This is a genomic window from Gordonia sp. NPDC058843 (genome assembly GCF_042743165.1).
Taxonomy (GTDB): domain Bacteria; phylum Actinomycetota; class Actinomycetes; order Mycobacteriales; family Mycobacteriaceae; genus Gordonia.
Genome location: NZ_JBHYNC010000002.1, coordinates 90767 through 115113, shown reverse-complemented (window position 1 = coordinate 115113; position 24347 = coordinate 90767). Strand labels below are relative to the sequence as shown.

Annotated in this window: 24 protein-coding genes; 12 read left to right on the top strand and 12 right to left on the bottom strand. The window is 67.3% G+C overall.

Translation table 11 applies throughout. From position 1 onward, the window contains the following. Positions 1 to 10: 10 nt before the first annotated feature. From ACFW3F_RS02300 to cysD, 3 genes are read right to left on the bottom strand one after another with little or no spacing between them, the layout of a single operon-like run. Positions 11 to 790 (bottom strand): 3'(2'),5'-bisphosphate nucleotidase CysQ, encoded by a 780-nt coding sequence (locus ACFW3F_RS02300; RefSeq protein ID WP_388053914.1) that lies wholly within the window; start codon positions 788 to 790, stop codon positions 11 to 13. A gap of 53 nt (positions 791 to 843) precedes the next feature. Then, positions 844 to 2706, bottom strand: a complete 1863-nt coding sequence (cysC, locus tag ACFW3F_RS02295; protein ID WP_388053912.1) for an adenylyl-sulfate kinase — start codon at positions 2704 to 2706, stop codon at positions 844 to 846. Further along, complete coding sequence (cysD, locus tag ACFW3F_RS02290; RefSeq protein WP_388053910.1) at positions 2706 to 3680, bottom strand: sulfate adenylyltransferase subunit CysD; 975 nt, start codon at positions 3678 to 3680, stop codon at positions 2706 to 2708. The genes cysC and cysD overlap by 1 nt, the downstream gene beginning before the upstream one ends. 50 nt (positions 3681 to 3730) lie before the next feature. Here cysD and ACFW3F_RS02285 point away from each other — a divergent pair, with 50 nt between their 5' ends. The 6 genes from ACFW3F_RS02285 to ACFW3F_RS02260 all read left to right on the top strand — a co-directional run bounded on the left by ACFW3F_RS02285 (position 3731) and on the right by ACFW3F_RS02260 (position 9490). Next, on the top strand, positions 3731 to 4660 hold the full coding sequence (locus tag ACFW3F_RS02285) for an IclR family transcriptional regulator (protein WP_388053908.1): 930 nt from the start codon (positions 3731 to 3733) through the stop codon (positions 4658 to 4660). A 121-nt stretch (positions 4661 to 4781) separates the two neighbouring features. Continuing rightward, positions 4782 to 5255: a hypothetical protein gene (locus tag ACFW3F_RS02280; RefSeq protein ID WP_388053906.1), complete on the top strand. Its 474-nt coding sequence runs from the start codon at positions 4782 to 4784 to the stop codon at positions 5253 to 5255. A 66-nt stretch (positions 5256 to 5321) separates the two neighbouring features. Continuing rightward, positions 5322 to 6245, top strand: a complete 924-nt coding sequence (locus ACFW3F_RS02275; protein ID WP_388053904.1) for an enoyl-CoA hydratase — start codon at positions 5322 to 5324, stop codon at positions 6243 to 6245. 1 nt (position 6246) lies between these two features. Continuing rightward, complete coding sequence (locus ACFW3F_RS02270) at positions 6247 to 7413, top strand: acyl-CoA dehydrogenase family protein (RefSeq protein WP_388053902.1); 1167 nt, start codon at positions 6247 to 6249, stop codon at positions 7411 to 7413. 5 nt (positions 7414 to 7418) lie between these two features. Continuing rightward, positions 7419 to 8387: an acyl-CoA dehydrogenase family protein gene (locus ACFW3F_RS02265; protein WP_388053900.1), complete on the top strand. Its 969-nt coding sequence runs from the start codon at positions 7419 to 7421 to the stop codon at positions 8385 to 8387. Next, positions 8384 to 9490, top strand: coding sequence for an acyl-CoA dehydrogenase family protein (locus ACFW3F_RS02260; protein ID WP_388053898.1), 1107 nt, complete (start codon positions 8384 to 8386; stop codon positions 9488 to 9490). The genes ACFW3F_RS02265 and ACFW3F_RS02260 overlap by 4 nt, the downstream gene beginning before the upstream one ends. A gap of 6 nt (positions 9491 to 9496) precedes the next feature. Here the strand turns inward: ACFW3F_RS02260 and ACFW3F_RS02255 are convergent, their stop codons facing one another. The 7 genes from ACFW3F_RS02255 to hsaA form a co-directional block, all read right to left on the bottom strand. Then, the gene (locus ACFW3F_RS02255; protein WP_388053896.1) at positions 9497 to 10126 is read right to left on the bottom strand and encodes a TMEM175 family protein; all 630 of its coding nucleotides are present in this window, start codon (positions 10124 to 10126) and stop codon (positions 9497 to 9499) included. 85 nt (positions 10127 to 10211) lie between these two features. After that, on the bottom strand, positions 10212 to 11354 hold the full coding sequence (locus ACFW3F_RS02250; RefSeq protein ID WP_388053894.1) for a sulfotransferase family protein: 1143 nt from the start codon (positions 11352 to 11354) through the stop codon (positions 10212 to 10214). After that, positions 11347 to 12138 (bottom strand): SDR family oxidoreductase, encoded by a 792-nt coding sequence (locus ACFW3F_RS02245; RefSeq protein WP_388053892.1) that lies wholly within the window; start codon positions 12136 to 12138, stop codon positions 11347 to 11349. The genes ACFW3F_RS02250 and ACFW3F_RS02245 overlap by 8 nt, the downstream gene beginning before the upstream one ends. Beyond that, positions 12135 to 13355: a hypothetical protein gene (locus ACFW3F_RS02240; protein ID WP_388053890.1), complete on the bottom strand. Its 1221-nt coding sequence runs from the start codon at positions 13353 to 13355 to the stop codon at positions 12135 to 12137. Before ACFW3F_RS02240 ends, ACFW3F_RS02245 begins: the two co-directional genes overlap by 4 nt. Continuing rightward, positions 13352 to 13954 (bottom strand): 3-hydroxy-9,10-secoandrosta-1,3,5(10)-triene-9,17-dione monooxygenase reductase subunit, encoded by a 603-nt coding sequence (hsaB, locus tag ACFW3F_RS02235; protein WP_388053888.1) that lies wholly within the window; start codon positions 13952 to 13954, stop codon positions 13352 to 13354. The genes ACFW3F_RS02240 and hsaB overlap by 4 nt, the downstream gene beginning before the upstream one ends. A 1-nt stretch (position 13955) precedes the next feature. Continuing rightward, positions 13956 to 14867, bottom strand: coding sequence for an iron-dependent extradiol dioxygenase HsaC (gene hsaC, locus ACFW3F_RS02230; protein WP_388053886.1), 912 nt, complete (start codon positions 14865 to 14867; stop codon positions 13956 to 13958). A gap of 216 nt (positions 14868 to 15083) precedes the next feature. Then, positions 15084 to 16268: a 3-hydroxy-9,10-secoandrosta-1,3,5(10)-triene-9,17-dione monooxygenase oxygenase subunit gene (gene hsaA / locus ACFW3F_RS02225; RefSeq protein ID WP_388053883.1), complete on the bottom strand. Its 1185-nt coding sequence runs from the start codon at positions 16266 to 16268 to the stop codon at positions 15084 to 15086. Positions 16269 to 16493: 225 nt separating this feature from the next. Here hsaA and ACFW3F_RS02220 point away from each other — a divergent pair, with 225 nt between their 5' ends. The 3 genes from ACFW3F_RS02220 to ACFW3F_RS02210 all read left to right on the top strand — a co-directional run bounded on the left by ACFW3F_RS02220 (position 16494) and on the right by ACFW3F_RS02210 (position 18834). Further along, a complete protein-coding gene (locus ACFW3F_RS02220; RefSeq protein ID WP_388053881.1) occupies positions 16494 to 17732 on the top strand; it encodes a Rieske 2Fe-2S domain-containing protein in 1239 nt (412 codons plus the stop codon). A 41-nt stretch (positions 17733 to 17773) separates the two neighbouring features. Then, the gene (locus tag ACFW3F_RS02215) at positions 17774 to 18172 is read left to right on the top strand and encodes a hypothetical protein (RefSeq protein ID WP_388053879.1); all 399 of its coding nucleotides are present in this window, start codon (positions 17774 to 17776) and stop codon (positions 18170 to 18172) included. Between the two features lie 134 nt (positions 18173 to 18306). Then, positions 18307 to 18834 (top strand): C40 family peptidase, encoded by a 528-nt coding sequence (locus tag ACFW3F_RS02210; protein ID WP_388053877.1) that lies wholly within the window; start codon positions 18307 to 18309, stop codon positions 18832 to 18834. Here ACFW3F_RS02210 and ACFW3F_RS02205 read toward each other — a convergent pair. Next, positions 18809 to 19390, bottom strand: coding sequence for a hypothetical protein (locus tag ACFW3F_RS02205; RefSeq protein WP_388053875.1), 582 nt, complete (start codon positions 19388 to 19390; stop codon positions 18809 to 18811). The two genes, ACFW3F_RS02210 and ACFW3F_RS02205, sit on opposite strands and share 26 nt — an antisense overlap. A gap of 160 nt (positions 19391 to 19550) precedes the next feature. Here ACFW3F_RS02205 and ACFW3F_RS02200 point away from each other — a divergent pair, with 160 nt between their 5' ends. Next, positions 19551 to 20345 carry a VOC family protein gene (locus ACFW3F_RS02200; protein ID WP_388053873.1) on the top strand — a complete coding sequence of 265 codons (795 nt, stop codon included), beginning with the start codon at positions 19551 to 19553 and terminating at the stop codon, positions 20343 to 20345. 181 nt (positions 20346 to 20526) lie between these two features. Further along, on the top strand, positions 20527 to 22065 hold the full coding sequence (locus ACFW3F_RS02195; protein WP_388053871.1) for an MFS transporter: 1539 nt from the start codon (positions 20527 to 20529) through the stop codon (positions 22063 to 22065). 97 nt (positions 22066 to 22162) lie between these two features. Here ACFW3F_RS02195 and ACFW3F_RS02190 read toward each other — a convergent pair whose 3' ends face one another. Next, entirely contained in the window at positions 22163 to 23320 is a 1158-nt protein-coding gene (locus ACFW3F_RS02190; RefSeq protein WP_388053869.1) for a TDT family transporter, read from the bottom strand. Positions 23321 to 23419: 99 nt separating this feature from the next. Here ACFW3F_RS02190 and ACFW3F_RS02185 point away from each other — a divergent pair, with 99 nt between their 5' ends. Then, entirely contained in the window at positions 23420 to 24337 is a 918-nt protein-coding gene (locus ACFW3F_RS02185; RefSeq protein ID WP_388053867.1) for a LysR family transcriptional regulator, read from the top strand. Positions 24338 to 24347: the final 10 nt, after the last annotated feature.

The following is a 24347-nucleotide window of genomic DNA, read 5'->3' as shown; positions in this document are numbered from 1 at the left end:
GGCGCAGGGCTCAGCCGCCGGCGCCCTCGGTGGTGACCGTGAGGATCACCTCGGTGAACTCGGGCCGGCAGATGACGAGGTCGGGCAGGTAGGTGTCCTCGTTGTTGTAGACGAGCGGTGACCCGTCGATCCGCCCGCACCACAGGCCCTTCGCCGTCGCGACGGCCACGGGTGCGGCCGAATCCCACTCGTACTGACCGCCCGCGTGGACATAGGCGTCGGCCTCGCCGCGCACGACCGCCATCGCCTTGGCACCCGCAGACCCCATCGGCAACACCTCACCGGCCATCGCGGCCGCCACCTCGTCGGCAAAGGCCGGTGGTCGCGAACTGCTCACCACGACGCGCGGGACACCGGTCCGCGGCCGGGACGCCAGCCCCTCGACAGGTTCGACGACCGAACCGTCGTCGAGGTAAGTCACCCCGAGCGCAGGCAGCGCCACGGCGCCCGCGATCAACCCCTCGTCGGCCGACCAGAGCGCAACGTGCACGGCCCAGTCCGTGCGGCCGCCACCGGGTTCGTACGTCCCGTACTCGCGGGTGCCGTCGACGGGATCGATGATCCACACGCGCGACGCCGACAGCCGCGACCTGTCGTCGGCCGACTCCTCCGACAGCACGGCATCGTCCGGCCGCTCCTTTGCGAGACGCCCGAGGATGAACTCGTCGGACCGACGGTCCCCCTCCTGACCGAGCTCTTTGCCGGTCAATCCGCTGGTACGCCGGATGTCGAGCAGGAGTTCGCCTGCGGCGGTGGCCAGTTCGCCGGCCAGAACACGATCGTCGGTCACGGTGTTTCCTCTCGGTCGGGTACCGCATGGCGCGGAGACGGCGCTCCGCACGCTCACAGTCCCAGGTTACGCAGCACCAGGTCGGCGACCTCGGACGGCGGACCGTCGTCGGGGGTGATGAGCAGATCCGGACTCGACGGCCGCTCATACGGCGAGTCGATACCGGTGAACTGACTGATCTCGCCCCGGCGTGCGCGGTCGTACAACCCCTTCGGATCGCGTCGCTCGCACTCCGCGAGTGGGGTGTCGACGAAGATCTCGAAGAACGGCAGTCCGCGCTCGGCGTGGATCTCCCGGGCCCGCTGCCGTTCCTCGGCGAAGGGACTGATGAGCGACACGATCGCCACCGACCCCGAATCGGCGAACAGTGCCGCCACCTCACTGGTCCGCCGGATGTTCTCGCGCCGGTCGTCGTCGGAGAACCCCAGATCCGAGTTCAGCCCGTGCCGCAGGTTGTCACCGTCCATCAGGTACGCCGGGCGGCCCTCTGCGACGAAGCGCCGCTCGAGCTCGACCGCCAGCGACGACTTGCCCGAGCCCGACAGACCCGTCAGCCAGATCGTGGCACCCCGATGCGGACGGTGCTCACGGGTGACCTTCGTGGCCTGCCACACGACGTGACTGTCGTGGCTCACCGGCGCGGTGATCATCCCCGCGCCGACGGTGCGATTGGTGGCCTCGTCGATCAGGATGAAGCTGCCCGTGTCGCGGTTGCGGCGGTAGGAGTCGAAGGTCACCGGCTCCTGGGTGTGCAGGGCGACACGTCCGATCTCGTTGAGCGCCAGCCCCTCCGCCTTCTCGTCGCGGTGCAGCGAGTTGACGTCGAGCCGGTAGTTGAGTCCGTTCACCTGCGCTCGGGTCAACCGGGTGCCACAGAGCAGCTGATACCTGTTCCCCGGTCGAAGTTCGGCGTCGTCGGCGAACCAGCACACCATCGCGTCCAGTTCGCGGCCCACATACGGGCGGTTGTTGGGTCGTGCCAGCATGTCACCGCGCACGATGTCGATCTCATCGGCGAGTTCGACGGACACGGCCATCGAGGCGAACGCCTCGTCGACCCGCTGCCCTCCCGGCGCCCAGATCTCGGTGATGGTGGTACTGAAACCGCTGGGCAGGACCACGATCTCGTCACCGCGCGTCAACACACCGCCCGCGACCGTGCCGGCATAGGCGCGGTGATCGGCGCCGTCGCTGCGCTGCGGCCGGATCACGTACTGCACGGGCAGGCGGGTGTCGATCAGGTTGCGGTCGGATGCGATGTAGACGTGCTCGAGATGATTCAGGAGCGGACGCCCCTCGTACCACGGCATCGCCGCGGACTGTTCGACGACGTTGTCGCCCCGCAGTGCCGACACCGGGATGAAGGTCAGGTCGACGACGTTGAGCTTGGTCGCGAAATCGACGAAGTCGGCGCAGATCTCGTCGAATCGTTCCTGCGACCAGTCGACGAGGTCCATCTTGTTCACACAGACCGTCAGATGCGGGATGCCGAGCAGCGATGACAGGAACGCGTGCCGCCGCGTCTGCTCCAGCACCCCCTTGCGCGCGTCGATGAGGATCATCGCCAGATCGGCCGTCGATGCGCCGGTCACCATGTTGCGCGTGTACTGCACGTGACCCGGCGTGTCGGCGATGATGAACTTCCGCCTGGGCGTGGCGAAATACCGGTAGGCGACGTCGATGGTGATGCCCTGCTCACGTTCGGCGCGCAGCCCGTCGGTCAGCAACGCGAGGTTCGCGTACTCGTCACCGCGTTCGGCGCTGGTGCGCTCGATCGACTCGAGCTGATCGGTGAAGATCGCCTTCGAGTCGTAGAGGAGCCGGCCGATGAGTGTCGACTTGCCGTCGTCGACCGAGCCCGCGGTCGCCAGACGCAGCATCTCGGTCGCACCGCCGGCGACGTTGAGGTCCCCCATCAGAAGTAGCCTTCCTTCTTGCGGTCTTCCATGCCCGACTCGGAGATCCGGTCGTCGGCACGCGTGGCGCCGCGCTCGGTCACCCGGGTCACCTCGATCTCCTCGATCACCTTCTGCACGTCGTCCGCCCCCGACAGCACGCATCCGGTACAGGTGGCGTCGCCGACGGTCCGGAACCGGACGGTCTCAGTCCGTACCTCTTCACCCGGAAGCTCCTGCAGGAAACGGGTTTTCGCAAGCAGCATGCCGTCGCGCGGGATCACCTCGCGCTGATGCGCATAGTAGATCGGCGGCAGGTCGATGTCCTCGGCAGCGATGTACTGCCAGATGTCGAGTTCGGTCCAGTTCGACAGCGGGAAGACCCGGATGTGTTCGCCCTTGGCGTGGCGGCCGTTGTAGAGCCGCCACAGTTCGGGTCGTTGCTCGCGCGGGTTCCACGCACCGAACTCGTCGCGGAAGCTGAACACCCGTTCCTTCGCGCGCGCCTTCTCCTCGTCGCGACGGGCCCCGCCGAACACGGCGTCGAAACGGTTCTCGGTGATACCGCGCAACAGCGCAGTCGTCTGCAGCCGGTTGCGGCTGGCACCCGGTCCGGTCTGCTCCACGACCCGCCCGGCATCGATGTCGTCCTGCACCGAACTCACGATCAGACGGACCCCGGTGTCGGCGACCACTCGGTCGCGATACTCGATCACCTCGTCGAAGTTGTGCCCGGTGTCGACGTGCATGAGCGGGAACGGAATCGGCGCCGGCCAGAAGGCCTTACGGGCCAGGTGGAACATCACCACCGAGTCCTTGCCGCCGGAGAACAGCAGGCCCGGCCGCTCGAAGGTCGCGGCAACCTCACGGAAGATGTGCACCGATTCGGCTTCGAGCGCCGCAAGGTGCGACAGCTCGTAGCCGCGATTGTGGCGACGATCGTCGCCGGCCTCATTGTGGCGACGGCCGTCGCCGGCGTCGATGGTGACGGTCACCCGAGCAACCCCCTTGACATGTCGAATATTCGACACTAGATGTTGACAATGTGACACAAACCGTAGGTGACCTCTCCGACGCGCGTCAACCGGTTCGCGCGGCATCGCCGCCGACGGCACGGGTCGTGCGCATCGTCGAACTCCTCGCGGGCGCCGGGCAGCCGTCCCTGACGTTGGCCGAGATCGTTCGCCAGACCTCGATGTCGCGCGCCACCGCGCACGCCGTGGTCTCCGAACTCGTCGACTGCGGATGGCTGATCCGAGACCCGTCCGCGGGCACCTTCGCCGTCGGTCCGGCCCTGGTCGGTCTCGTCCGGAACGCCGACGGCGCGGACCACCTCGTCCGCTGGGCCGCGTCGGCGGCGCGCGAGCTGTGTGATCGGTTCGATCTCCCGTGCTTCGTCGCCCGGCGGACCTCCGCGGACGCGGTGACCCTCGCGTCGCACGCCTTCCCGGCCCACCTCGCTCCGGAGACCGCGCAACATCCCTGGTTGCGCAACGGCAGCCGTATCCGGTTGCGTCCGCCGATCTGCCGGGAGTTCATCGCGTTCGACCCGGACGAGACCCGATCGACCTGGATCGCGCAGGCCGCCGAATCCACCCGGACCCGCCTCCGCATGGTGCTCGACGTCGTCGCCGAACGCGGCTATTCGATCGAGCGGATGACCGACGACCACGTGGCGATGATCGAGGCCCTCAGCTCCCTCGACACCATGTCGGACACCCTGCGCGCGAGGGTCGGCGACCTGCTCACCGAACTGTCCGTCATCGACTACCTGCCCGAGGAGATCGACGCCTGCGCGACCGACGGCACAGGTGTCCCCGTGGTCACCATCGGCGCACCCGTCTTCGACGCCGCCCAGCGCGTGGTCGCGGCGATCGTCGTCTGCCCGAACAGGACCCTCGGGGTGGACGAACTCCGTCGGCTCGGCGAGGCCACGCGACAGGCCGCCGACGAAATCTCCAGCCACCTCCGGTGACCGGCGTGTCGGCCGAGCGAATGAACGCGCCGCGCCGAAACCCACACGAAACGGGCTTTCTGCGAGAAACTGGCCGATGACCGCGTCACACGATCACCGTCACCAACCAGGGAGTCGACACATGCCCGGCACGAAGACGATCACCCGGTTGGCCGCCGCCGCCATCGCACTGACCTCGGCCGCAGGCCTCGGCGTCGCCGCCACCGGCGACGCGAGCGCGGTGACGCGCGAATACCCGCTGTCGAACTGCGTGGGCCTGAGCCCCAACGTCGTCGACGTCCCGTTCCTGGCGAGACGCACCATCGTGAGCACCTACGCCGGCAACGCCTACATCGCCACCGACTTCACCAGCTACTTCCCCGGCGGTTACCAGTCCTCGGCACGTCTGGACTGGCACAACCTCACCACCGGCAAGCGGGGTTCGAAGGTCAGCAACGTCCGTGTGAACCCGCCCTACCAGGGTGTTCACTACTTCGTGATCCCCGTCAACCAGATCGGCAAGGGCCGCGTCAACGTCACCTTCGGGGCGGTCAACCGCAACGCACTCTGGAGCATCCCGTCCACGAGTTGCAGCGGCAGCATCGTCGTCCCCTGAGCCGGGGAACACAACCCCTGCCACACCGACTACCAACCAAGCACTTGCTAGGTTAGTCTCGGGAACATGAGTGACGCTGTCATCCCACCTCCGCTCGGACCCGACGATCTGGGGCCGGACACCTCACCGGTCGCCTACGAGACCGGCGGACCCGAGGGCGCGGTGGCCTACGTGACGCTGAATCGGCCGGACTACCGCAACGCGCAGAACTCGGTGATGACCTATTCCCTCGACGCGGCGTTCCGCAAGGCTGTCGACGACGCCGCGGTGAAGGTGATCGTGCTGCGTGCGAACGGCAAGCATTTCTCCGCAGGCCACGACATCGGGACGCCGGAACGCGATTTCGACACCTACTACGAGAACGCGGCGGTCCTGCACTGGGACCACACCGACAAGACCGGCGCCGACCAGCGCCTCGCCCGTGAGATGGAGGTCTACATGGGGATGTGCCGCCGGTGGCGCGACATCCCCAAACCTCTCATCGCACAGGTCCATGGCGCGTGCATCGCCGGCGGTCTCATGCTCGCCTGGATCTGCGATTTCATCGTCGCCTCCGACGATGCGTTCTTCTCGGACCCGGTCGCCCGGATGGGGATTCCCGGCGTCGAGTACTTCGCCCACGCCTTCGTGCTCGGACCGCGCCGCGCGAAGGAGATCCTCTTCACCGGCGAACGTTTCACCGCAACGCAGGCGGCCGACTGGGGCATGGTCAACCACGTCGTCCCCCGCGACGGCCTCGAGGCCAAGGTGAACGAGATCGCCGAGAAGGCCGTCGCCATGCCGATGCAGGGACTGTTCCTCAGCAAGAAGGCCGTCAACATCTGCGAGGACCAGATGGGACTACGCACCTCGATGGACTCGGTGTTCGGCTGGCACCACTTCGCCCACGCGGCCAACTCCGAGGCGGGCGGCGACTCGCTCGGCGGCATGGACGCGAAGTCGATGAAGGCGTCGGCCTCCACCGGCACCGCCGCGGGATCGGGGAGCTGACATGGACCTGCTCTTCGACGACGCCGCCGACGCCTTTCGCGCCGAGGTGCGCGGGTGGCTGGCCGACCACGTTCCGCGCGAACCGCTTCCGTCGATGGACACCGCCGAGGGATTCGAGGCGCATCGCGAGTGGGAGCAGACGATGGCCGCCGACCGGATGTCGGTCGTCAGCTGGCCGGAGGAGTACGGCGGCCGCGACGCCCCGCTGCTGCACTGGGTCATCTTCGAGGAGGAGTACTACCGTTCGGGCGCGCCCGGGCGCGTGAGCCAGAACGGCATCTTCTTGCTCGCACCCACACTGTTCGAGCACGCGAATTCCGATCAGCTGCAACGTATCCTGCCGCGGATGGCCAACGCAGACGACATCTGGGGTCAGGCCTGGAGCGAACCGGAGGCCGGCAGCGACCTCGCCTCGTTGCGGTCGACCGCCGTCCGCACCGATGGCGGCTGGCTCCTCAACGGCCAGAAGACCTGGAGTTCACGGTCGAGTTTCGCCGACCGGGCCTTCGGCCTGTTCCGCACGGACAAAGAGGCACAGCGCCACAAGGGTCTGACCTACTTCATGTTCGACCTGCGCAGCGAGGGTGTGACCGTCCGGCCGATCGCGCAGCTGGACGGCGAGGCCGGGTTCGCGGAATTGTTCTGCGAGAACGTCTTCGTCCCCGACGACCCGTCGAACCCCGGCGAGTCGGGTGTCATCGGCGAGGTCGACAACGGGTGGCGGGTCGCGATGAGCACCGCTGCCAACGAGCGCGGGCTGTCGCTGCGGGCACCCGGCCGGTTCCTGGCCACCACGGACCGCCTCGTCGAGCTCTGGCGTTCGAATCGGGACGCGGTCCCGTCGACGGCGAACACCGATGCGCGCGTGGCGGATGCGTGGATCGGGTCCCGCGCCTACGAACTGTCGACCTACCAGACCGTGAGTCGCCTCGCGGCCGGCGGCTCGCTCGGCATGGAGTCGTCGATCAACAAGGTCTTCTGGTCGCAGTGGGACATCGCCGCCCACGAGACCGCACTCGACCTGCAGGGCCCGGCCGCCGAACTCGACGATGCGTGGACGGGCGGCTACCTGTTCTCGCTGTCGGGACCCATCTACGCGGGCACCAACGAGATCCAGCGCAACGTCATCGCCGAACGCCTGCTCGGCCTTCCCCGTGGAGATCGGTGATACTCATGGACTTTCGACTCTCCGACATTCACACCGACCTCGCCTCGACGGTGGATGCGATGCTGGGCAAGGCCGACATGCCGGCCGCCACGCGCGCCTGGGCGTCCGGCGACCGCGCGGCCGTCGCCAAGGTCTACTCACAGCTCGCCGATGCCGGCATCAGCGGACTCCTGATCGATGAATCACACGGCGGCAGCAGCGCCGGGGCCGTGGAGATGGTCGTCGCCGTCGAACAGCTCGGTCGCCACTGCGCCCCGGGGCCGATCGTCGAGAGTGTCGCCGTGCTGCCGGTCCTGCTGCACGACGCCGACGTGTCGGGCCCCCTCAGTGACCTCGCCGAAGGGCGCCTGGCGACGTGCGCGATCGCGCCGCTTCAGCCCCTGGCCGCCGACACCGCCTCCGCCGACGTGTATCTCGTCTCCGACGGGGTGCTGTCCCGCGCCACCGTGCAGACGACCGAGGCATCGGTCGACGGCACCCGCACACTGTCCCGGATCGCCGCGGGTGAGGTGCTGGCCACCGGGGTCGACGCCGCCGACGCCGCCGACGCGGGTGCGCTGGCCACGGCCGCGCAGTTACTCGGTCTGGGCCAGGCCATGCTGTCCATCGCCTCGGAATACGCGCAGTCGCGCAAGCAGTTCGGCCGGCCGATCGGGTCCTTCCAGGCCGTCAAACATCACCTGGCCGACGTGGCGATCGCCCTCGAGATGGCGCGCCCCCTGGTCCACGCGGCCGCCCTGGGGATCGACGGCCAGGTGCCGGAGGACACCGACGTCTCCCGCGACGTGTCCGCGGCCAAGGTCGCGGCCGCCGAGGCCGCCGACCTGTCGGCGCGACGCTCGCTGCAGGTGATGGGGGCGATCGGGTACACCGCCGAGCACGACATCTCGTTGTACATCACCAAGACCCGGGCCCTGCTCAACGCCTGGGGCTCGCCCGCCGTTCACCGCCAACGCATCCTGGAGACGCTGTGACCGTCAGTACCGGCACCGAAAGCCCGGCGATCGGCGCCGACGAACGGGAGGCCCTCGTCGAGGCCGTGCGAGACCTGCTCCGCCGCCGGGGGGATTCGACGACGATCCGCGCCGCGATGTCCGCCACCGGCCGGATCGACTCGAGTCTGTGGCAGACGCTGTGCACCGAGATCGGCGTGGCCGCATTGCCGATCCCCGAACACTTCGGCGGCGCCGGTGCATCCTGGGTCGAATCGGCCGCGGTGCTCGAAGAACTCGGCGCCGCTCTGAGTCCCGTCCCGGCGCTCGGCTCCGCGCTGGCCACCGGAACCATTCTCCTCGCAGCCGACGACGACGCGTCGTCGCGACTGTTGCCCGCACTGGCCGCCGGCGAGCGGACCGCGGCGGTGTGCTGGGCCGGTGAACGCGGTTGGCAGACTCCCGGCGTGCGCGCCGACGCCGGACTTCTCTCCGGGACCGCCCACTACGTCGTCGACGGCGAGTCGGCCGACACGTTCCTGGTGCTCGCCGCCGGCCCCGGCACGCACGTCACCCTGCACGAGGTGGCCGCCGATGCGGACGGTGTGTCGGTGTCGCCCATGCCCGTGCTGGACCCCACCCGCGCGCTGGCGTCGGTGCGATTCGACGAGGCCGCATCGACAGCGATCCCGGCGCCGGACGATCTCGCGCCCCGACTGCGTGCGCTCGGCTGGGCCCTGCTGTCCGCCGAGCAGGTCGGGGGCGCACAGCGCGCCCTCGATCTCACGGTCGAGTACACCAAGTCGCGCAAGCAGTTCGGGCGCATCATCGGGTCGTTTCAGGCACTCAAACACCGGATGGCCGATATGTACGTGTCGGTCGAGACGGCACGGTCGATCGCCCGGGCTGCGGTGGCTGCCTTCGCCGCAGACGATCCCGACGCCGCAGACCTGGCACTGGCAGCCCACGTGTACTGCTCCGAGGTCTATCGTCGCGTCGCGGGCGAGGCGATCCAGCTGCACGGCGGCATCGGCATCACGTGGGAACACGACATCCAGCTGTACTTCAAGCGGGCCCAGGGCACCTCGCAGATGTTCGGTGCGACGCACACCGCGGTGACCGAACTCGCCCGCTCCCTGCGCTGACGTCGATCAGCCGCGCCGACCCCGGCGTCGCGCGATCATCCGCTCGATCGGATCGGTGAGCACCAGCAGCACCAGCGGAAGATTTCCGCTGCGCGGGAACACGATCGCGACGGCCAGCGCGAGCGCGAGGACCACGAGTGTGCCCAGACCACTCGCCGAGGCGGCCCATCGGTCGGTGGCGTCGTCGTCGGTGAGCAGTTCCCGGTGCCGACGGCCCCACGATGCGATGGCGATGAGCGAACCGACGGACACCGCCAGCACGCCGATGTAGAGGATGTTCGCCTGCTCCACGTGCGCGCCGTCGACGAGGGCCGTCGCGAACGGAAGCGCCACGATCGTCAGCAGCCACAGGAAGTGGAGGTTGACGAGCGTGCGGTCGTAGGCGCGGAAGTACTCCATCGTCTGATGGTGCTGGCGCCACAGAATCCAGATGACGGCGAAACTGACGAAGAAGCTGACGAGCTCGACCGACCTGTCCGACAGCACATCCCCGACCGAGGAGTCCTCACGCAGGTCGTTGGCGATGTCGACGAGCGGGAGCACGAGCAGTGTCAGCGCGATCGCCACCACTGCGTCCGCGAACGCGACAAGCCGGTTCAGACCCTCCGTCGACTGCCGGTCCTCCGGTTCTGCCATGCGATGCACTGTAGAGCCCCCGACCGGCGATCGGTAGCAACAATGCGCGTCATTGTCGCATTCTTGTCAGGAAATCCCGAGGACCTCAGATGGCGAAGGCTGCCTCGACCGTCGCCTCGTCGAGCCCGTAATCCGCGAGCTGATAACGGTGTTGGGGTTTACGCGCCCCCGACTGGCTCTCCTCGTCGAGCGCGGTGACCGCGGCCCGCGCCGCCTCCGACATCGGGGTGTCGAGCGCGGCGTAGACGCGTTCGACGGTGCCCATCGGGTCGGACCGGAGGTCGGTGAACTCGATGTCGAGGAACTGGGCCGGGTCGTAGCGCTTCCGCGCCGCCGAGAACTCCCGCAGACCGCGCGACCACAGCTCGAGCTGGTCCTGGCCGACCTGCGCGCCGGTGAACGTCGTCGACCAACCCGGGGTGGCGTGCTCGGCCAGACTGCACATCGAAGCGATGAGAGTGCTGGGCGGCCGGTGCGTCTGGATCACCAGGGCATCCGGATACGCCGCCATGAGTGCGTCGAGTGCGAACAGGTGGCTGGGGTTCTTGAGCACCCACCGCTTGCCTGGATCGTTGAGGCCGATCAGCTGCAGGTTCTTGCGGTGCCGGAGATACGCGGGTGTCCAATCCTGACGGGCGAGCCACTGCGAATAGGTGGGGACGTGCGCCAGAGACTCATACGAGATCGACATGACGCTCTGTCTCAGCAGCTGCCAGCATTCCTCGACCTCACCCGCGTCCATGTAGTGCAAGCCCATGAACTCGGGGTTCTCGACGTGGTGCTGCTCGAAGCCGGCCTGGATCTGCTGATAGACCGGGTTGTCGGACCAGGTGTCGCGCGGCGGCCGGGGTTGAGGGAACTCCGCGAGCCACATCTCGACGCCCTGATGCTCGGGATCGGCGGCCAGCAACCGGTGCAGCGCAGTCGTTCCCGTACGCGGCAGCCCGGTCACGAAGACCGGGCGGGTCACCTCGACCTCGGCGTACCCGGGGTTCGCCTTCCACGACGCCTCGCTGAGCAGCCGGGCGATCAGCGCGCCCTTCAGGAAGAAGCGGAACATCTTGCTGCCCACCTCGGTCAGCCCGGCCTCGGAACGGTAGGACTCCAGCAGAATGCCCAGGGGTTCCAGATAGTCGGTGTCCCCGAAGTCGTCGAGACCCGTGGCGCGAGTGGCCGAGGAATGCAGGTCCTCGATCGTGCCGACGTCGGTGCGTGCCGCGCTAGTCATGGTATTCACCGCAATTCACGTCCAGGGTGTGCCCGGTGATGGCCCGCGCCATCGGCGACGCGAGGAACACGACGGCGTCGGCGATCTCGTCCGGCTCCGGCAAGCGCTTGAGGTCGGACTTCGACGCCGTCTGCTCGTAGACGTCCTCGGGTGCGATCCCGTACTTCTTGGCGACCTCCCCGAAGTACCACTTCAGCTGGTCATCCCAGATATAGCCCGGCGCAACCGAGTTGACGCGAATTCCCTTGTCACCGAGTTCGGAGGCCAGTGACTGCGACATCGCCAGCAGCGCTGACTTCGCGATCTTGTAGCTGCCGTAGCGCGGTTCGGAGTGTCGGATGACCATCGAGTTGATGTTCACGATCGACCCGTCGGCCTCGGCCAGCGCCTCGGTGAACGAGCGGATGACCCGCAGCGTGCCCAGCACGGTGACGTCGATGCTGCTCGCGATCTGGTCGAAGTCGGTGCGCGACAGCGGCTTCATCGACGGGAGCGCGAAGGCGTTGTTGACCAGCACATCGGCTCGCCCGAACTCGGCGACGGTGGTCGCCACCAGGTTGTCGACGGCCGCGTCGTCGGTGATGTCAGCCGGGACGACGAGACTGGTCCCGCCGGCCGCGTCGATCTCGGCGGCGACCTCTTTCAGACGCGACTCGGTGCGGGCGGCGAGGACGACCCGCGCGCCCTCCGCGGCCGCGCGCAGACAGATCGAGCGCCCCAGTCCCGGGCCGACGCCTGAGACGACGACCACCTTGTCGGCCAGCAGACCGCTGCGCGCACTCATCCCAGCATCCTCTCGGCGAAGCCACGCTGGCGTGTCGCGATCCGTTCCGCCCAGCCGTCGGCATCGATCCGGTTGTGGTCGTGGTGCGGTAGATGGGCAGGCACGTCGTCGAACGCGACAACCTGCGCGGTCGGGCCCAGGTCCGGGCCGATCGGCGAATCGCTGCGCTGCCAGCGGAATTGCAGGATGCCTTTCGACCGGCCCGTCGTCTCGATCCAGTTGGCGACGCCCGGATCACGATGCGAGACCACCATCCGGATCATGCCGTCCGGATCCACCTGCGCCTGAGCGGAGTTCAGGCTGGTCTGATGGTTGACGTAGTCGAGCGAGATGTACCACATGCTGCCGAGCTGGAATCCCTGATACGGGGCGTCGGACCGCGGGATGGTGATGACCATCGCCTCGTCCGGACCCAGCCGGAAATGACCGACGGAGGAGAACTGCGTACTGAGCCCGCCTGGGGTCTGCCGCGGTCCGGTGAACGTGTTGACCGGTTCGTCGAGATAGAACCACTTCGGGAAGTTGAACCAGGTGTTGATGCGGGCCGTCAGCATCTTGCCCGCGGTCGCATATCGGCGGGACACGCGTGCCAGGTCGGGTTCGGCGGGGGCGGTCCCGACGGTGTCGACCCGTTCGATGGTGATCGACCCCTTGCGTTCGGACCAGTCGGAGTAGACCTCGCGCACCGCGAGCATCGACGCGCCCTCGCCGAGCGGGAAGTAGTTGTCCGGCGCGTCCGGGACGGGCGGGCCGAAGGTCAGCTCGTACGAGCCGTCCTCGGCGATCGTCAGTCGACGATCGTCGAAGGCGTCCTCGCCCCCCGGCACCGACGACGCCGTGTAGTCCCCGCGCAGCACCTGGAAGCTCAGATCCGCTGTGGTGCCGCGGCGTCCGCGCACCAGATACGTCCCGGAGGGCTCAACGTCGGCGTGGTAGTAGAGCGTGTCCGGGTTGTCGAGGCCCATCTTCGTCGACGGTCCGGTGGACGTCACGAAGTTCGGGTGCGAGATGGACCGGGCGCGCACCAGCTGGACGATCGCGGCAATGCTGCCCGCCAGGTAGTCGTAGCCTTCGGCCAGGTCCTGTTCAGTCTCGACGAAATCGGCTGACGCGACCAGCTTCTCGGACTCCGCGATGGCGTCGAGAAGAGGCTGTGTCACGAGTGTTCGCCCGGTGCTCGATGCCTCGGCGATCGAAGCGCTGTTGTCGACGCTCATAGCCAGGTGTCCCCGCCCGTCCATGTCAGGAAATTGTCCAGCTCGGCCTGTGCGGGCGTGACCCGCGGGTGCTCGGTCGACAGGTAGCCGCCACGGTAGAACAGCAACGGCTTGTCCTGCAGCACTTCTCCGAGAGTCAATGCACGCCCGATGACGATGTGATGATCGCCGCCGTCGGTGACGCTGTCCACGTCACATTCCACCCAGGTCAGACCGTGCCGGATCACCGGAAGGCCGGCCGGCGACGGGTCCCAGGTGATGTTCGCGAACTTGTCGTCGCCGGGCGCACCGAAGGCCGCGCTGACATCCTGCTGACGGTTCGACAGCACGTTCACGCAGAACTTGCCCGCGTTCTCGATGACCTTCCAGCTCCGGGAAGTCTTCATCGGGCAGAACAACACCAGTGGCGGGTCGAGCGACAGAGCCGCGAACGACTGGCATGCGAAGCCGACCGGTTTGCCCGCGTCGTCGAGCGTCGTGATGACCGTGACGCCGGTGCAGAACTGGCCCATCGCGGTCCGGAACTGGCGGGAGTCGAAATCCGCGGACCCGTAGGGCGACCGCGTGTGGGACTGCTGGGCCGTGGCGTCCGAGCCCATCTCAGCCCTTGAACCCGACGCTGAAGTCATGCCCCCAGAGGCTCACGGCCGTGCTCTCCCGGGCGATCCACTCGTCGTCGGAGACCGTTCTTCCCTCACAACCGAATTCGATGTCGAATCCGCCGGGCGTCTTCATGTAGAAGGAGAGCATCAGGTCGTTGACGTGGCGACCGAGCGTCGCCGACATCGGCACCTTCTTACGCAGCGCGCGATCCAGGCACAGTCCCACGTCATCGGCGCTCTCGACCTCGACCATCAGGTGGACGATCCCGGTGCTGTTGGGGATCGGCAGGAATGCCAGCGAGTGGTGGCGCGGGTTGCAGCCGAGGAACCGCAGCCACGGCACCTCGTCGCCCTCTTCACGGCCCACCACCTGCGGGGGCAGACGCATCGAGTCACGGAGCTTGAAACCGAGTACGTCCCGATAGAATTCGAGCGCCGCCTTGTCGTCGGAGCAGGTGAGCACGACGTGTCCCAGACCCTGCTCCTCGGTGACGAAGCGGTGCCCATACGGGCTGACCACGCGCCGGTGCTCCAACGCGGCCCCGTGGAACACCTCGAGGGTGTTGTCCGCCGGGTCGTCGAAGACGATCATCTCGGCGACGCGGCGGTCAGCGATCTCCTCGTCCTTGCCCTCGCGGAACACCACCCCCGCGCGAGACAGGCGATCCCGAACATCCTGGAGCTCAGCGGCGTTAGCGACCTCCCACCCCGCACAGGCAAGCCGGTCGTGCTCGGACGGCACGATGACCAGCCGGGCCGGGAAGTCGTCCATCCGGAGATACAGGGCGCCCTCGGTGAGACCGGAGCCCTCGATCATGCCGAGGACCTTGAGGCCGTAGGTACGCCACGCGTCGATGTCGGTGGCCTCGATCCTCATGTATCCCAACGAGCGGATCGGACTGTCACTCATCTGCTGACTCCTCTTGTGTGCTCTTGCCGGCGGTGCTGGCCAGACCCTTCGTGACGCCCTCCGCAAGCTCCGGGCTCCTCAGGGAGCAGAGGACGCTCATCCCCGCCCCCTGAGAAGCGAGCTTGCGAGCCTCATCCCCGCCCCCTGAGGAGCGAGCTTGCGAGCCTCATCCCCGCCCCCTGAGGAGCGAGCTTGCGAGCGTCTCGAAGGGCCTGCTCACACCATCGTGTCGCCGATGGGAATCCCGAACTCACCGTTGCCGAATGCGACGTAGGCGCGTTCGGGGTCGTTCGCGGCGTGCACCCGGCCGGCGTGTGCGTCGCGCCAGAAGCGCTGAATCGGCGTGCCGTTCTCCAGGGCGTGTGCGCCCGAGTTCTCGAAGAGTCGGTCGATCGCGGCGATCGCACGTCCACTCGCGCGCACCTGGTCGCGTCGGGCGGACAGGCGCAATTCCATCGGGATCTCCTCGCCGGCGAGGATGAGGTCGTACTCGGCCTGCAGGTTGCCCGACAGCTGACGCCATGCGGCGTCGATGTCGCTGGCAGCCTCGGCGATCCGGACCTTGGCGAACGGATCCTCCTTGGCCTTCTCTCCCGCGTAGGCGGCCCGCACACGCTTGCCCTGGTGCTCGACGTGGGCGCGGTAGGCGCCGTAGGCCATGCCGACGATCGGCGTCGCGATGGTGCTGGGATGGATGGTGCCCCAGGGCATCTTGTAGACCGGCGCCGTGTTCCGCTCGAGGCCCGGGCTCTGGCCCATCGACATCGTGCGCATGCTGAGCATGCGGTGGCGGGGCACGAACACATCCTTGACCTCGATGGTGTTGGACCCGGTGCCGCGCAGACCGACCACGTTCCACACGTCCTTGATCGTGTAGTCCTCCCGCGGGATCAGGAAGCTGACGAAGTCGACCGGCTTGCCGTTCTTGATGACCGGACCCCCGACAAAGACCCAGTCAGCAGTCTCGCAACCCGACGACCACGCCCACGAACCGTTGACCTTGTAGCCACCGTCGACGACCTCACCCATGCCCATCGGGGCGTACGACGACGAGATGCGGACGTTGGTGTCCGAACCCCACACGTCTTCCTGGGCCTGCTGGTCGAAAAGGGCCAGGTGCCAGTTGTGCACGCCGATGATGCCGGACACCCACCCGGTCGAGCCACATGCCGACGCGATGCGGCGTACCGCTTCGTAGAAGGTGACCGGGTCGACTTCGTAGCCACCCCACTGTTCGGGCTGCAACAGCCTGAAGAAGCCGGCGGTCTCGAGGCTGGACACGGTCTCTTCGGGAATGCGGCGCAGATCCTCGGTCGACTGCGCACGCTGCTCGAGTTCCGGGAGCAGGACGTTGATCTTTTCCAGGACCTGCTCGGCGGCTTCGCTCCGTTGTGCTGGCATCTCGCCTGCTCCTACTCGTCTCTCCTCGACCGGACACGCCGGCCGCTGTAACCATCGAGTTCGAGATTAGAACACGTTCTCATTTCTGTCGAGCACCGGGACTTTATGCCCATGTACAGGCCCGATCGTCCTCGGAGAAGGCGATCGGGCTGACAAATCTGAAACGTGTTCTAGTATTGAGTGCAGTTCTTCGACGCGACACGAGCCACAGACAGGAGAGGGCACATGTCTTCAGGACCCGAGACGATGACCCCGAGCAGCCCCGGCACGCCGAGCGCAGCCGCCGCCTCCGACGGAGCGGACGTGGGCATCCGGGAGATCGACACGGGTGCGCCACCCACCCGCTTCGCGCGCGGCTGGCACTGCCTCGGACTGCTCGAGGAGTTCTCCGACGGCAAGCCCCACTCCATCACGATCTTCGGCACCAAGCTGGTGGCCTGGATCGACACCAAGGGCGAGGTCAACGTTCTCGACGCCTTCTGCCGGCACATGGGGGGCGACCTCTCGCAGGGCAAACTGTCCGGCGACAACGTGGCGTGTCCGTTCCACGGCTGGTTGTGGAAGGGCAGCGGACGCTGCGCCGGCGTCCCGTACGCCAAGCGCAACCCGAAGCTGGCCAAGACCCGCTCCTGGCCGTCGATGGTCCGCAACGGCCAGGTCTTCGTCTACAACGACCCCGAGGGCAACCCACCCCCGGACGAGTGCATCATCCCCGAACTCGACGAGTTCGGGTCCGAGGAGTGGACCGCCTGGACCTGGAACCGCATCGTGATCGAAGGCTCGAACTGCCGGGAGATCATCGACAACGTCGTCGACATGGCGCACTTCTATTACGTCCATTTCGCCCTGCCGGACTATTTCAAGAACGTCTTCGAGGGTGAGATCGCCGCGCAGTACATGAACTCGCACGGCCGGCCCGACGTCACCCTCGGCACCAACTACGGCGACAGCCGCCTCGAATCGATCGCGGCGTATTACGGGCCGTCGTACATGCTGAATCCGATGATCCAGTACTACGGCGACTACGCCGTCGAGACGATCCTCACCAACTGTCACTACCCCATCGACGAGAACTCGTTCGTCTTGATGTACGGCGTGATGGCGAAGGTCCCCGACGGCCTGACCGCCGAGCAGGCGTCGAAGATGGCCGCCAAGATCAGTGCCGGCGTCGAGGTGGGCTTCCTCCAGGACGTCGAGATCTGGAAGAACAAGACCCGCATCGACAATCCGTTGCTCGTCGAGGAAGACGGCCCCGTCTACCAGCTCCGACGCTGGTACGACCAGTTCTACGTCGACAAGGCGGAGGTCACCGACGAGATGACCGGGCGCTTCGAGTACGAGATCGACACCTCCAAGGCCCTCGAGAGCTGGAACGAGGAGATCCAGGAGAACCTGCGCCGGCAGGAGGCCGAGAAGGCGACGGAGTCCACGGCGTCGGCCTCCTCGGAGAAGGCCGAGGTCTGACGGTGACCCGGGCGGCAGGGGTTCGAGTGGAAGGAGTTCGGGTGGGTTCCGACCGTTGGGCGAAGGCGCCCGACTTCCACGACGACCCGGACCGGCTCGCCCGGGTGCACGAGGCCACCCGCCGCGACCGCGAGCACTATCTGCAGGGCGGGATGCGCGAGATCGAATGCCGGGCCTGCCACGCCTGCGTGCTCGTGAAGAAGACGAGCTCGTTCCACACCAGCGTGCAGTGGAATGCCGACGCGCGCGACCGCTGCCTCGGCCTCGAGCAGATGCGTGCCGGCGGCGAGGACGGGAACGGCGATACGGGAAACGGCCCCCTGCTCCCCGGGGCGATGATGCCGACCTGCGCCCGGCTGTCGGCGAGTATCGACCACGGGGTCATCGAGGGCATCATTCCCGCCGAATCCCCCGCCTCCGATCCTGACGGTTATTGGTGACGCAGGCGCCGGCGATTAACCACCACCGAAAACACATTAGTTAATACAAGCCTCAGGCTTCACAGCGGTCACACCTTCGTCACACCTCAAGAACGACCGGCGACACGCCGATCCACCTCGGCCAAGCTGTCGTCATGTCCGGATCACCAACGCGTGCCACCCGCGTGACCTGCACCATCGCCCTCACTGCCGCACTGGCGGTCGGCGTTCCGCTCGCCGGCTCCCCGCTGATCGACACCGGCCGCGCCGCCGCCGCGGGATCGTCGGACTCTTCGGGCTCGGCGCCCATATATCTCCCGGTGCCGACCACTGTCGGTCTCAACGCACTCGGCGCGGCGATGACCCAGATCGGTAAGCCGTACAGGTGGGCCGGCGTCGGCCCGCACTCGTGGGACTGCTCCGGTCTGGTGCGGTGGGCCTTCTACACGACCGGAGTCCACCTTCCCCGGACCAGCCAGCAGCAAGCGAAGGTGGGACACGCGATTCCGTTCCGAGCGCTCGCCCCGGGCGACATCATCATCTTCGGTCGCGACGCCGGGCATGTCGGCATCTACGCGGGGGCCGGTCGGGTGTTCAACGCCTACGGCCCCAACGGTGTCCCGATCGGCTTCACCAAGCTGAAGAACATGGGATACGTCAAGACGATTCGTCGTTTTGGTTGAGCTCGGTTCGGTTGAGCTCGGTTCGGCCTGCCCCGCCACGCGGCCACATCGTGCTGACCACCCAGAAGCCGACGACGGCCAGTAGGAGGATCGCGACCACGACGGTCCCGATCACTCCGTAGCCGGCCTGCATATCGGGCAGCTCTGCGTCGAGCGCCTCGGATACCCGGTCGGAGAACAGATGCGCGGCCGGGTCGCTCAGTGTCCGGACGCCCACGACCAACACGACGACCGATGCGAGACCGATCAGGCCGATCGCGGATGGCCGGAGGCGCGGGCGCCACCAGGCGATCGCGGCGACGAGCGCGATCACCGCACCGAGCACCACCACGCTCAGACCGGGGCTGCCGGTGTTGTCCTCGAAGAAGAACGCGACGTCGTCATCGCTGGCGCCCAGGATCTTGACGCGTCCCAACCCGGTGATCGAGGGTTCCACGCCCTCGTCGGTGCTGCCCCACTGCACTTGCGCGAACAGCACCAACAGCAGACCACCCGCCAGCAGCGCCGGCCATGCGAGGCCGCGGAGTCGTTCGACGGTCACCGGTTGCGTCGTCATCCGACCAGCGTGCCACGCCCGGATACCGGTGGATATGAGTCGACTCGCCGACAACGCGGTCCGCGACCGATGAGTTTGCGCGACCCTCTCAGTCAGAAGTGTGTCGATGACAGTCGTGCAGTAGTTCACGTTCGCGCAGAGCAAGAAAGAGGACCCAGCAATGGCAGAGTATGCAGCCCCCTCCGGGGCACCGATCTGGTTCGACCTGATGAGCAGTGACACCGCGAGGGCCGAGGAGTTCTACGGCGCGATCTTCGGTTGGGAGGCCGAGGCCCCCGACGCAGAGTTCGCGGGCTATCGCAACTTCGTCAAGAACGGCAAACGGGTTGCCGGCCTCAGCCCCGCGATGGAAGAGGCCGGGCCCCCCAACATCTGGTCGGTGTACCTCCACACCGAGGACGCCGACGCCACGGCGAAGGCTGTCGAGGCGGCGGGCGGCTCGATCATGGTGCCGCCGATGGCGATCGGCGACGAGGGCACGATGATGGTCGCCGTCGACACCGCGGGCGCGGCCATCGGGTTCTGGCAGCCGAACACTCATCAGGGGTACACCGAGTTCGGCGAGCACGGCACGCCCTACTGGTTCGAGTGCCAGAGCAAGGACTACACCAAGTCCCTCGACTTCTACCGGACCGTGCTCGGCGCGCGCATCGAGCAGGTCGGCACCGGTGGCGACCCGGACGCCGTGGGACCCGACAACTACGGCCAGATCTTCTACGGCGACCAGTCGTACGCGGGAATCATGGACGCGGTCAAGATCTTTCCCGCCGAAGTCCCGTCGTTCTGGCAGATCTACATCACCGTCGACGATGTCGCGGCCACGGTCCAGCAGGCCGAGTCGCTCGGTGCGGAGATCCTCATGGCCGGTGAGGACACCCCCTACGGAACGCTCGCCGCGATCAAGGATCCGATGGGCGCCCTGATCTGCCTGGGACATCCGCCCGCCGGCATGTGAGGTGCGAGACGGTAGGACTCGTGTGCCCGGTCGCATGAGTCCTACCGTCCGTATCAGCGACGGCGACAAACGTTCACCCGACCGCAACGAGACGGCCGGCGACACCCTGTATCGTCCGACTTCCACCGACACGATTCGCAGTCGTGTCGAGTGAAAATCGTCGGCGCAGAACAGGAACCGAATGTCCGCCACCGAGCCGACCGCGCTCCCCGGAACCGTCCAGAGTTACCTGGACGAGGTCCCCACCTGGCGGGACGGCACGCCCGCCACCGCAGGTGCGATGACCTCGATGCAGAAACGGATCTGGTTGCTCGCGTCCGCCGGGAAATTCCTCGAGGGCATGATCGTCTTCATGGTGGGCGTGGCCTTGCCACTGATCACCGACGAGTTCGGGCTCAGCTCCACCGAAGCCGGCATCGTGACGGCCGCGCCACTGCTCGGCATCATGATCGGCGCATCGGCCCTCGGCGGGCTGTCCGATCGGTGGGGCAGGCGGCAGATGTTCCTCGCCGAGATGGTCCTGTTCACCGTCTTCCTGGTAGGAGTCACCGTCAGCCCGGACTTCGTCATGCTCGTGGTGTGTCTCGTCGGCATGGGGCTCGCGCTGGGGTGCGACTATCCCACCGCGCACACCATGATCTCCGAGACCATGCCCACCGGTCTCCGCGGTCGGGGCGTACTCGCGGCGTTCGGTTTTCAGGCCGTCGGCGCTCTCGTCGGAACACTGGTAGGCGTCATCGTCCTCGGCAACCGCGACGAATTGTCGGACTGGCGCTGGATGTTCGGGGTGGCCGTCGTCCCGGCCGTCCTGGTGACCGTCGGTCGGCTCTTCATAGTGCAGAGCCCACATTGGCTACTCGGAGCGGGCCGAGTCGACGAGGCCGAGCACGAGCTGAAACGTCTGTTGGCTCGTCAACCGCAGTATCCGACCACCGTCACCCTCACACACCCCGACGGATCTGCCTCTGATGCCGCCACAAGCACCGGCATCGGGGCCCTGTTCCGCCGACCCTGGCGACGCTCGACGATCCTGGCCTCTATCCCATGGTTCCTGCAGGACCTCGGAACGTACGGGATCGGCATCTTCACCCCGACGATCATCGCCGCAACGATCGGAACCGCCGCTGCGAACGACTCGACCGTCAGCGGCGTGGTCGCCGACGACCTGCAGGGCGCTGAAGGTGCAGTTCTCATCGATGCCTTTCTGCTCATCGGCATCGTCCTGGCCATCCTCCTGGTCAACAGGTTCGGCCGAATCCGGCTGCAGATCTTCGGTTTCCTCGGGTGCGCAGCCGGATTGGGAATCGCCGCCGCCTCCACTCTCCTCGACGGCACCCTGCAGGTCATCCTCGTGTTCGTCGGCTTCATGTCGTTCAACCTCATGACCAACCTGGGTCCGAACTCCATGACCTACCTGCTGGCCGGCGAGGTCTTCCCCACCTCGCTGCGCGGGACCGGCGCGGGCCTCGCCGCCTCGGTCGCCAAGGTCGGCGCAGTCCTCACCGCCTTCCTGTTCCCCATCCTGCTGGACGCCTGGGGAACCGCGATCATCGTGCTACTTCTCGCCGGAACGTCGATGCTTGGCGCGTTCGTCACATGGACCTTCCGAGTCGAGACCACCGGACTGAGCCTCGAGGACGTGGACCGGATGCACGATGATGCGCCGGCACCGACCGGAGCCACGAGGGCTCCGCAGCCCGACCCCGCCGGGATTTCGTAGCCCCACCCTTCCGACAAACCCACCCCCTTTCCGTATTCCCACCCGGTTCGAATGCGGTGGGTTCACGGAAAAGGGGTGGGTTTGCGGGTGGGGCCACTCACCGCACCGGCGCTCCGGGGGCCAGGAGGAGTTCTCCTGACACGACCCCGCGCACCGTCCGTACCGCCACCACGCTCCATGCCACGACGAGGACCGTGAATCCGGCGACGGCCACGACCTCGAAGACCGTCCCGCCGACGGTGAGGGCCAGCGCACTCGAACCCGTGACGTAGGTGCCGAGCGGGAAGGTGAACGACCACCAGGTCATCGCGAACGGCATCCCCGACCGCAGGGTCCGTGCGGTGAGCCGAGCAGCCACGACGATCCAGAGAGTGGCCGCCACCCAGGCGGTGAGCCCGTAGCCGACGGCGAACGAATGAAGCGTCCCCGCCATGGGCACGGCGACCACACGCGGTGCGACGTGGGCGAGAAGGCACGCGGCGGTGACCGACTGCCCGAGCGGCCCGAGAACGATCCACCAGGTGGGAACCATCTGCGCGGCGCCGACGTCGCCGGTCCGCAACCGCGCCGCGAGCACCGCCAGGATGGGCAGCGAGGCGAGTGCGGCCACGACGAACATCGCGCAACCGATCCCCATCACGACGTGCGACGCCCAGCTCGCGGACATCTGTGAGGTGAGCACCGCCGCGGCCGACGCCGACACCATCGGCGGTACGACCGGCATCAGCCAACCGCCGAAGGCGTCACCGACAGTCGGACGGCCGATGATCAGGTGCCGGTAGGGGATGACCACCGCGGTGATCACCCCGCCGACCGTGCCGACGATCCAGCACACGACATCGATTCCCAGCGCCAGATCCCGGCCGATCACCGTCGCGCCGACGACCATCGTGCTGGTCCCGACCGTCATCACCGCCATCGGTACCGCACCGTAGAAGTGGGCGACCACCCGATGATCGTGGTGACCGCGTGCGACCTCGGGGTCGCGCACCCAGTGCCGCACGGTGGCGACCAGCACGACGGCGAACACCGCACACGCCAACAGCCAGAAGACCGTTGCCACGACCACCAGACCAACCGGCTGCCAGGGCAGGCTGTGCGCGGCGATCGCGACGATCCCCGTGCCCATCACCGCGGCGAACCAGTTCGGCGGCACATAGGAGTTCCGACGCTGCGCGTTCTTGACAGGTGCAGCAGTTCCGCGATCTGTCGTGGCGAACCCGGCTGTCGCGGTCATCGTGGTCATGTCCACCACGTTCCCGCGAAAGCATCGACGCCGGTAGGACCCGAATCGTTGGGAGGGTACAAGCTGTGTTTGTAGCCCGGTTACCACTCGCGCTTGTACCCTCGAGCGATGGTGCTGAGTCCGCGGATGCCCGACCTCGCGTCGCTGGAGACCCTGCAAGCGGTGGTCGGGAGCGGCAGTCTCAACGCCGCCGCGACCCGGCTCGGTGTCACGCAGCAGGCGGTGTCGGCGCGCATTCGAGCGATGGAGACCCAGCTCGGCGTCGCACTGCTCACGCGCACTCCGCGCGGTTCGGTGCCCACCCAGTCCGGGCGACTCGTCGCCGAGTGGGCCGATCGGCTGTTGACACTGGCCGGCGAGTTCGACGCCGGGTTGGCCGCGTTACGCCTCGAACGACGTGATCAGCTGCGCCTGGCGGCCAGTCTCACCGTTGCCGAACATCTGCTGCCCCGATGGCTCGTCTCGTTCGCCGCCCAACACGAACCCGCACCCAAGGTGGCGTTCACCGCCACCAACTCCGACCACGTCTACGAGATGGTCCGCGCCGGTGAGGTCGAACTCGGTTTCGTCGAGGGTTCCCGCGTGTCGACCGGTCTCCGCAGCCGGACCGTGGCGCGCGACGAACTCGTCCTCGTCGTGCCGCCGGGTCATCCGTGGGCGCGGCTCCGGCGACCCGTCACTGCTACCGACCTCGCCGGGACCTCACTGGTGACACGCGAAGAAGGCTCTGGGACGCGGGAATTCCTCGAACGTGCCCTGACCCGGGCCCTCGGACCGGGACGTGAGACCGCCCCACCCGTCTTGGAGATGTCCACGACGGCGTCAGTGCGCGCAGCAGTGATCGCCGGGGCCGGCCCGGCAGTGCTCAGCGATCTCTCGGTAGCCGACGATCTCGGACACCGACTGACTCACGTCCCGATCGCCGACCTCGACCTCGCCCGGCCCCTGCGCGCGGTCTGGCTGGCGGGTCCGCAGCCAGGGGCCGGCGCCGCGCGCGACTTCCTCGCACACATCAGCCGAAGCTGAGGTAAGCCGC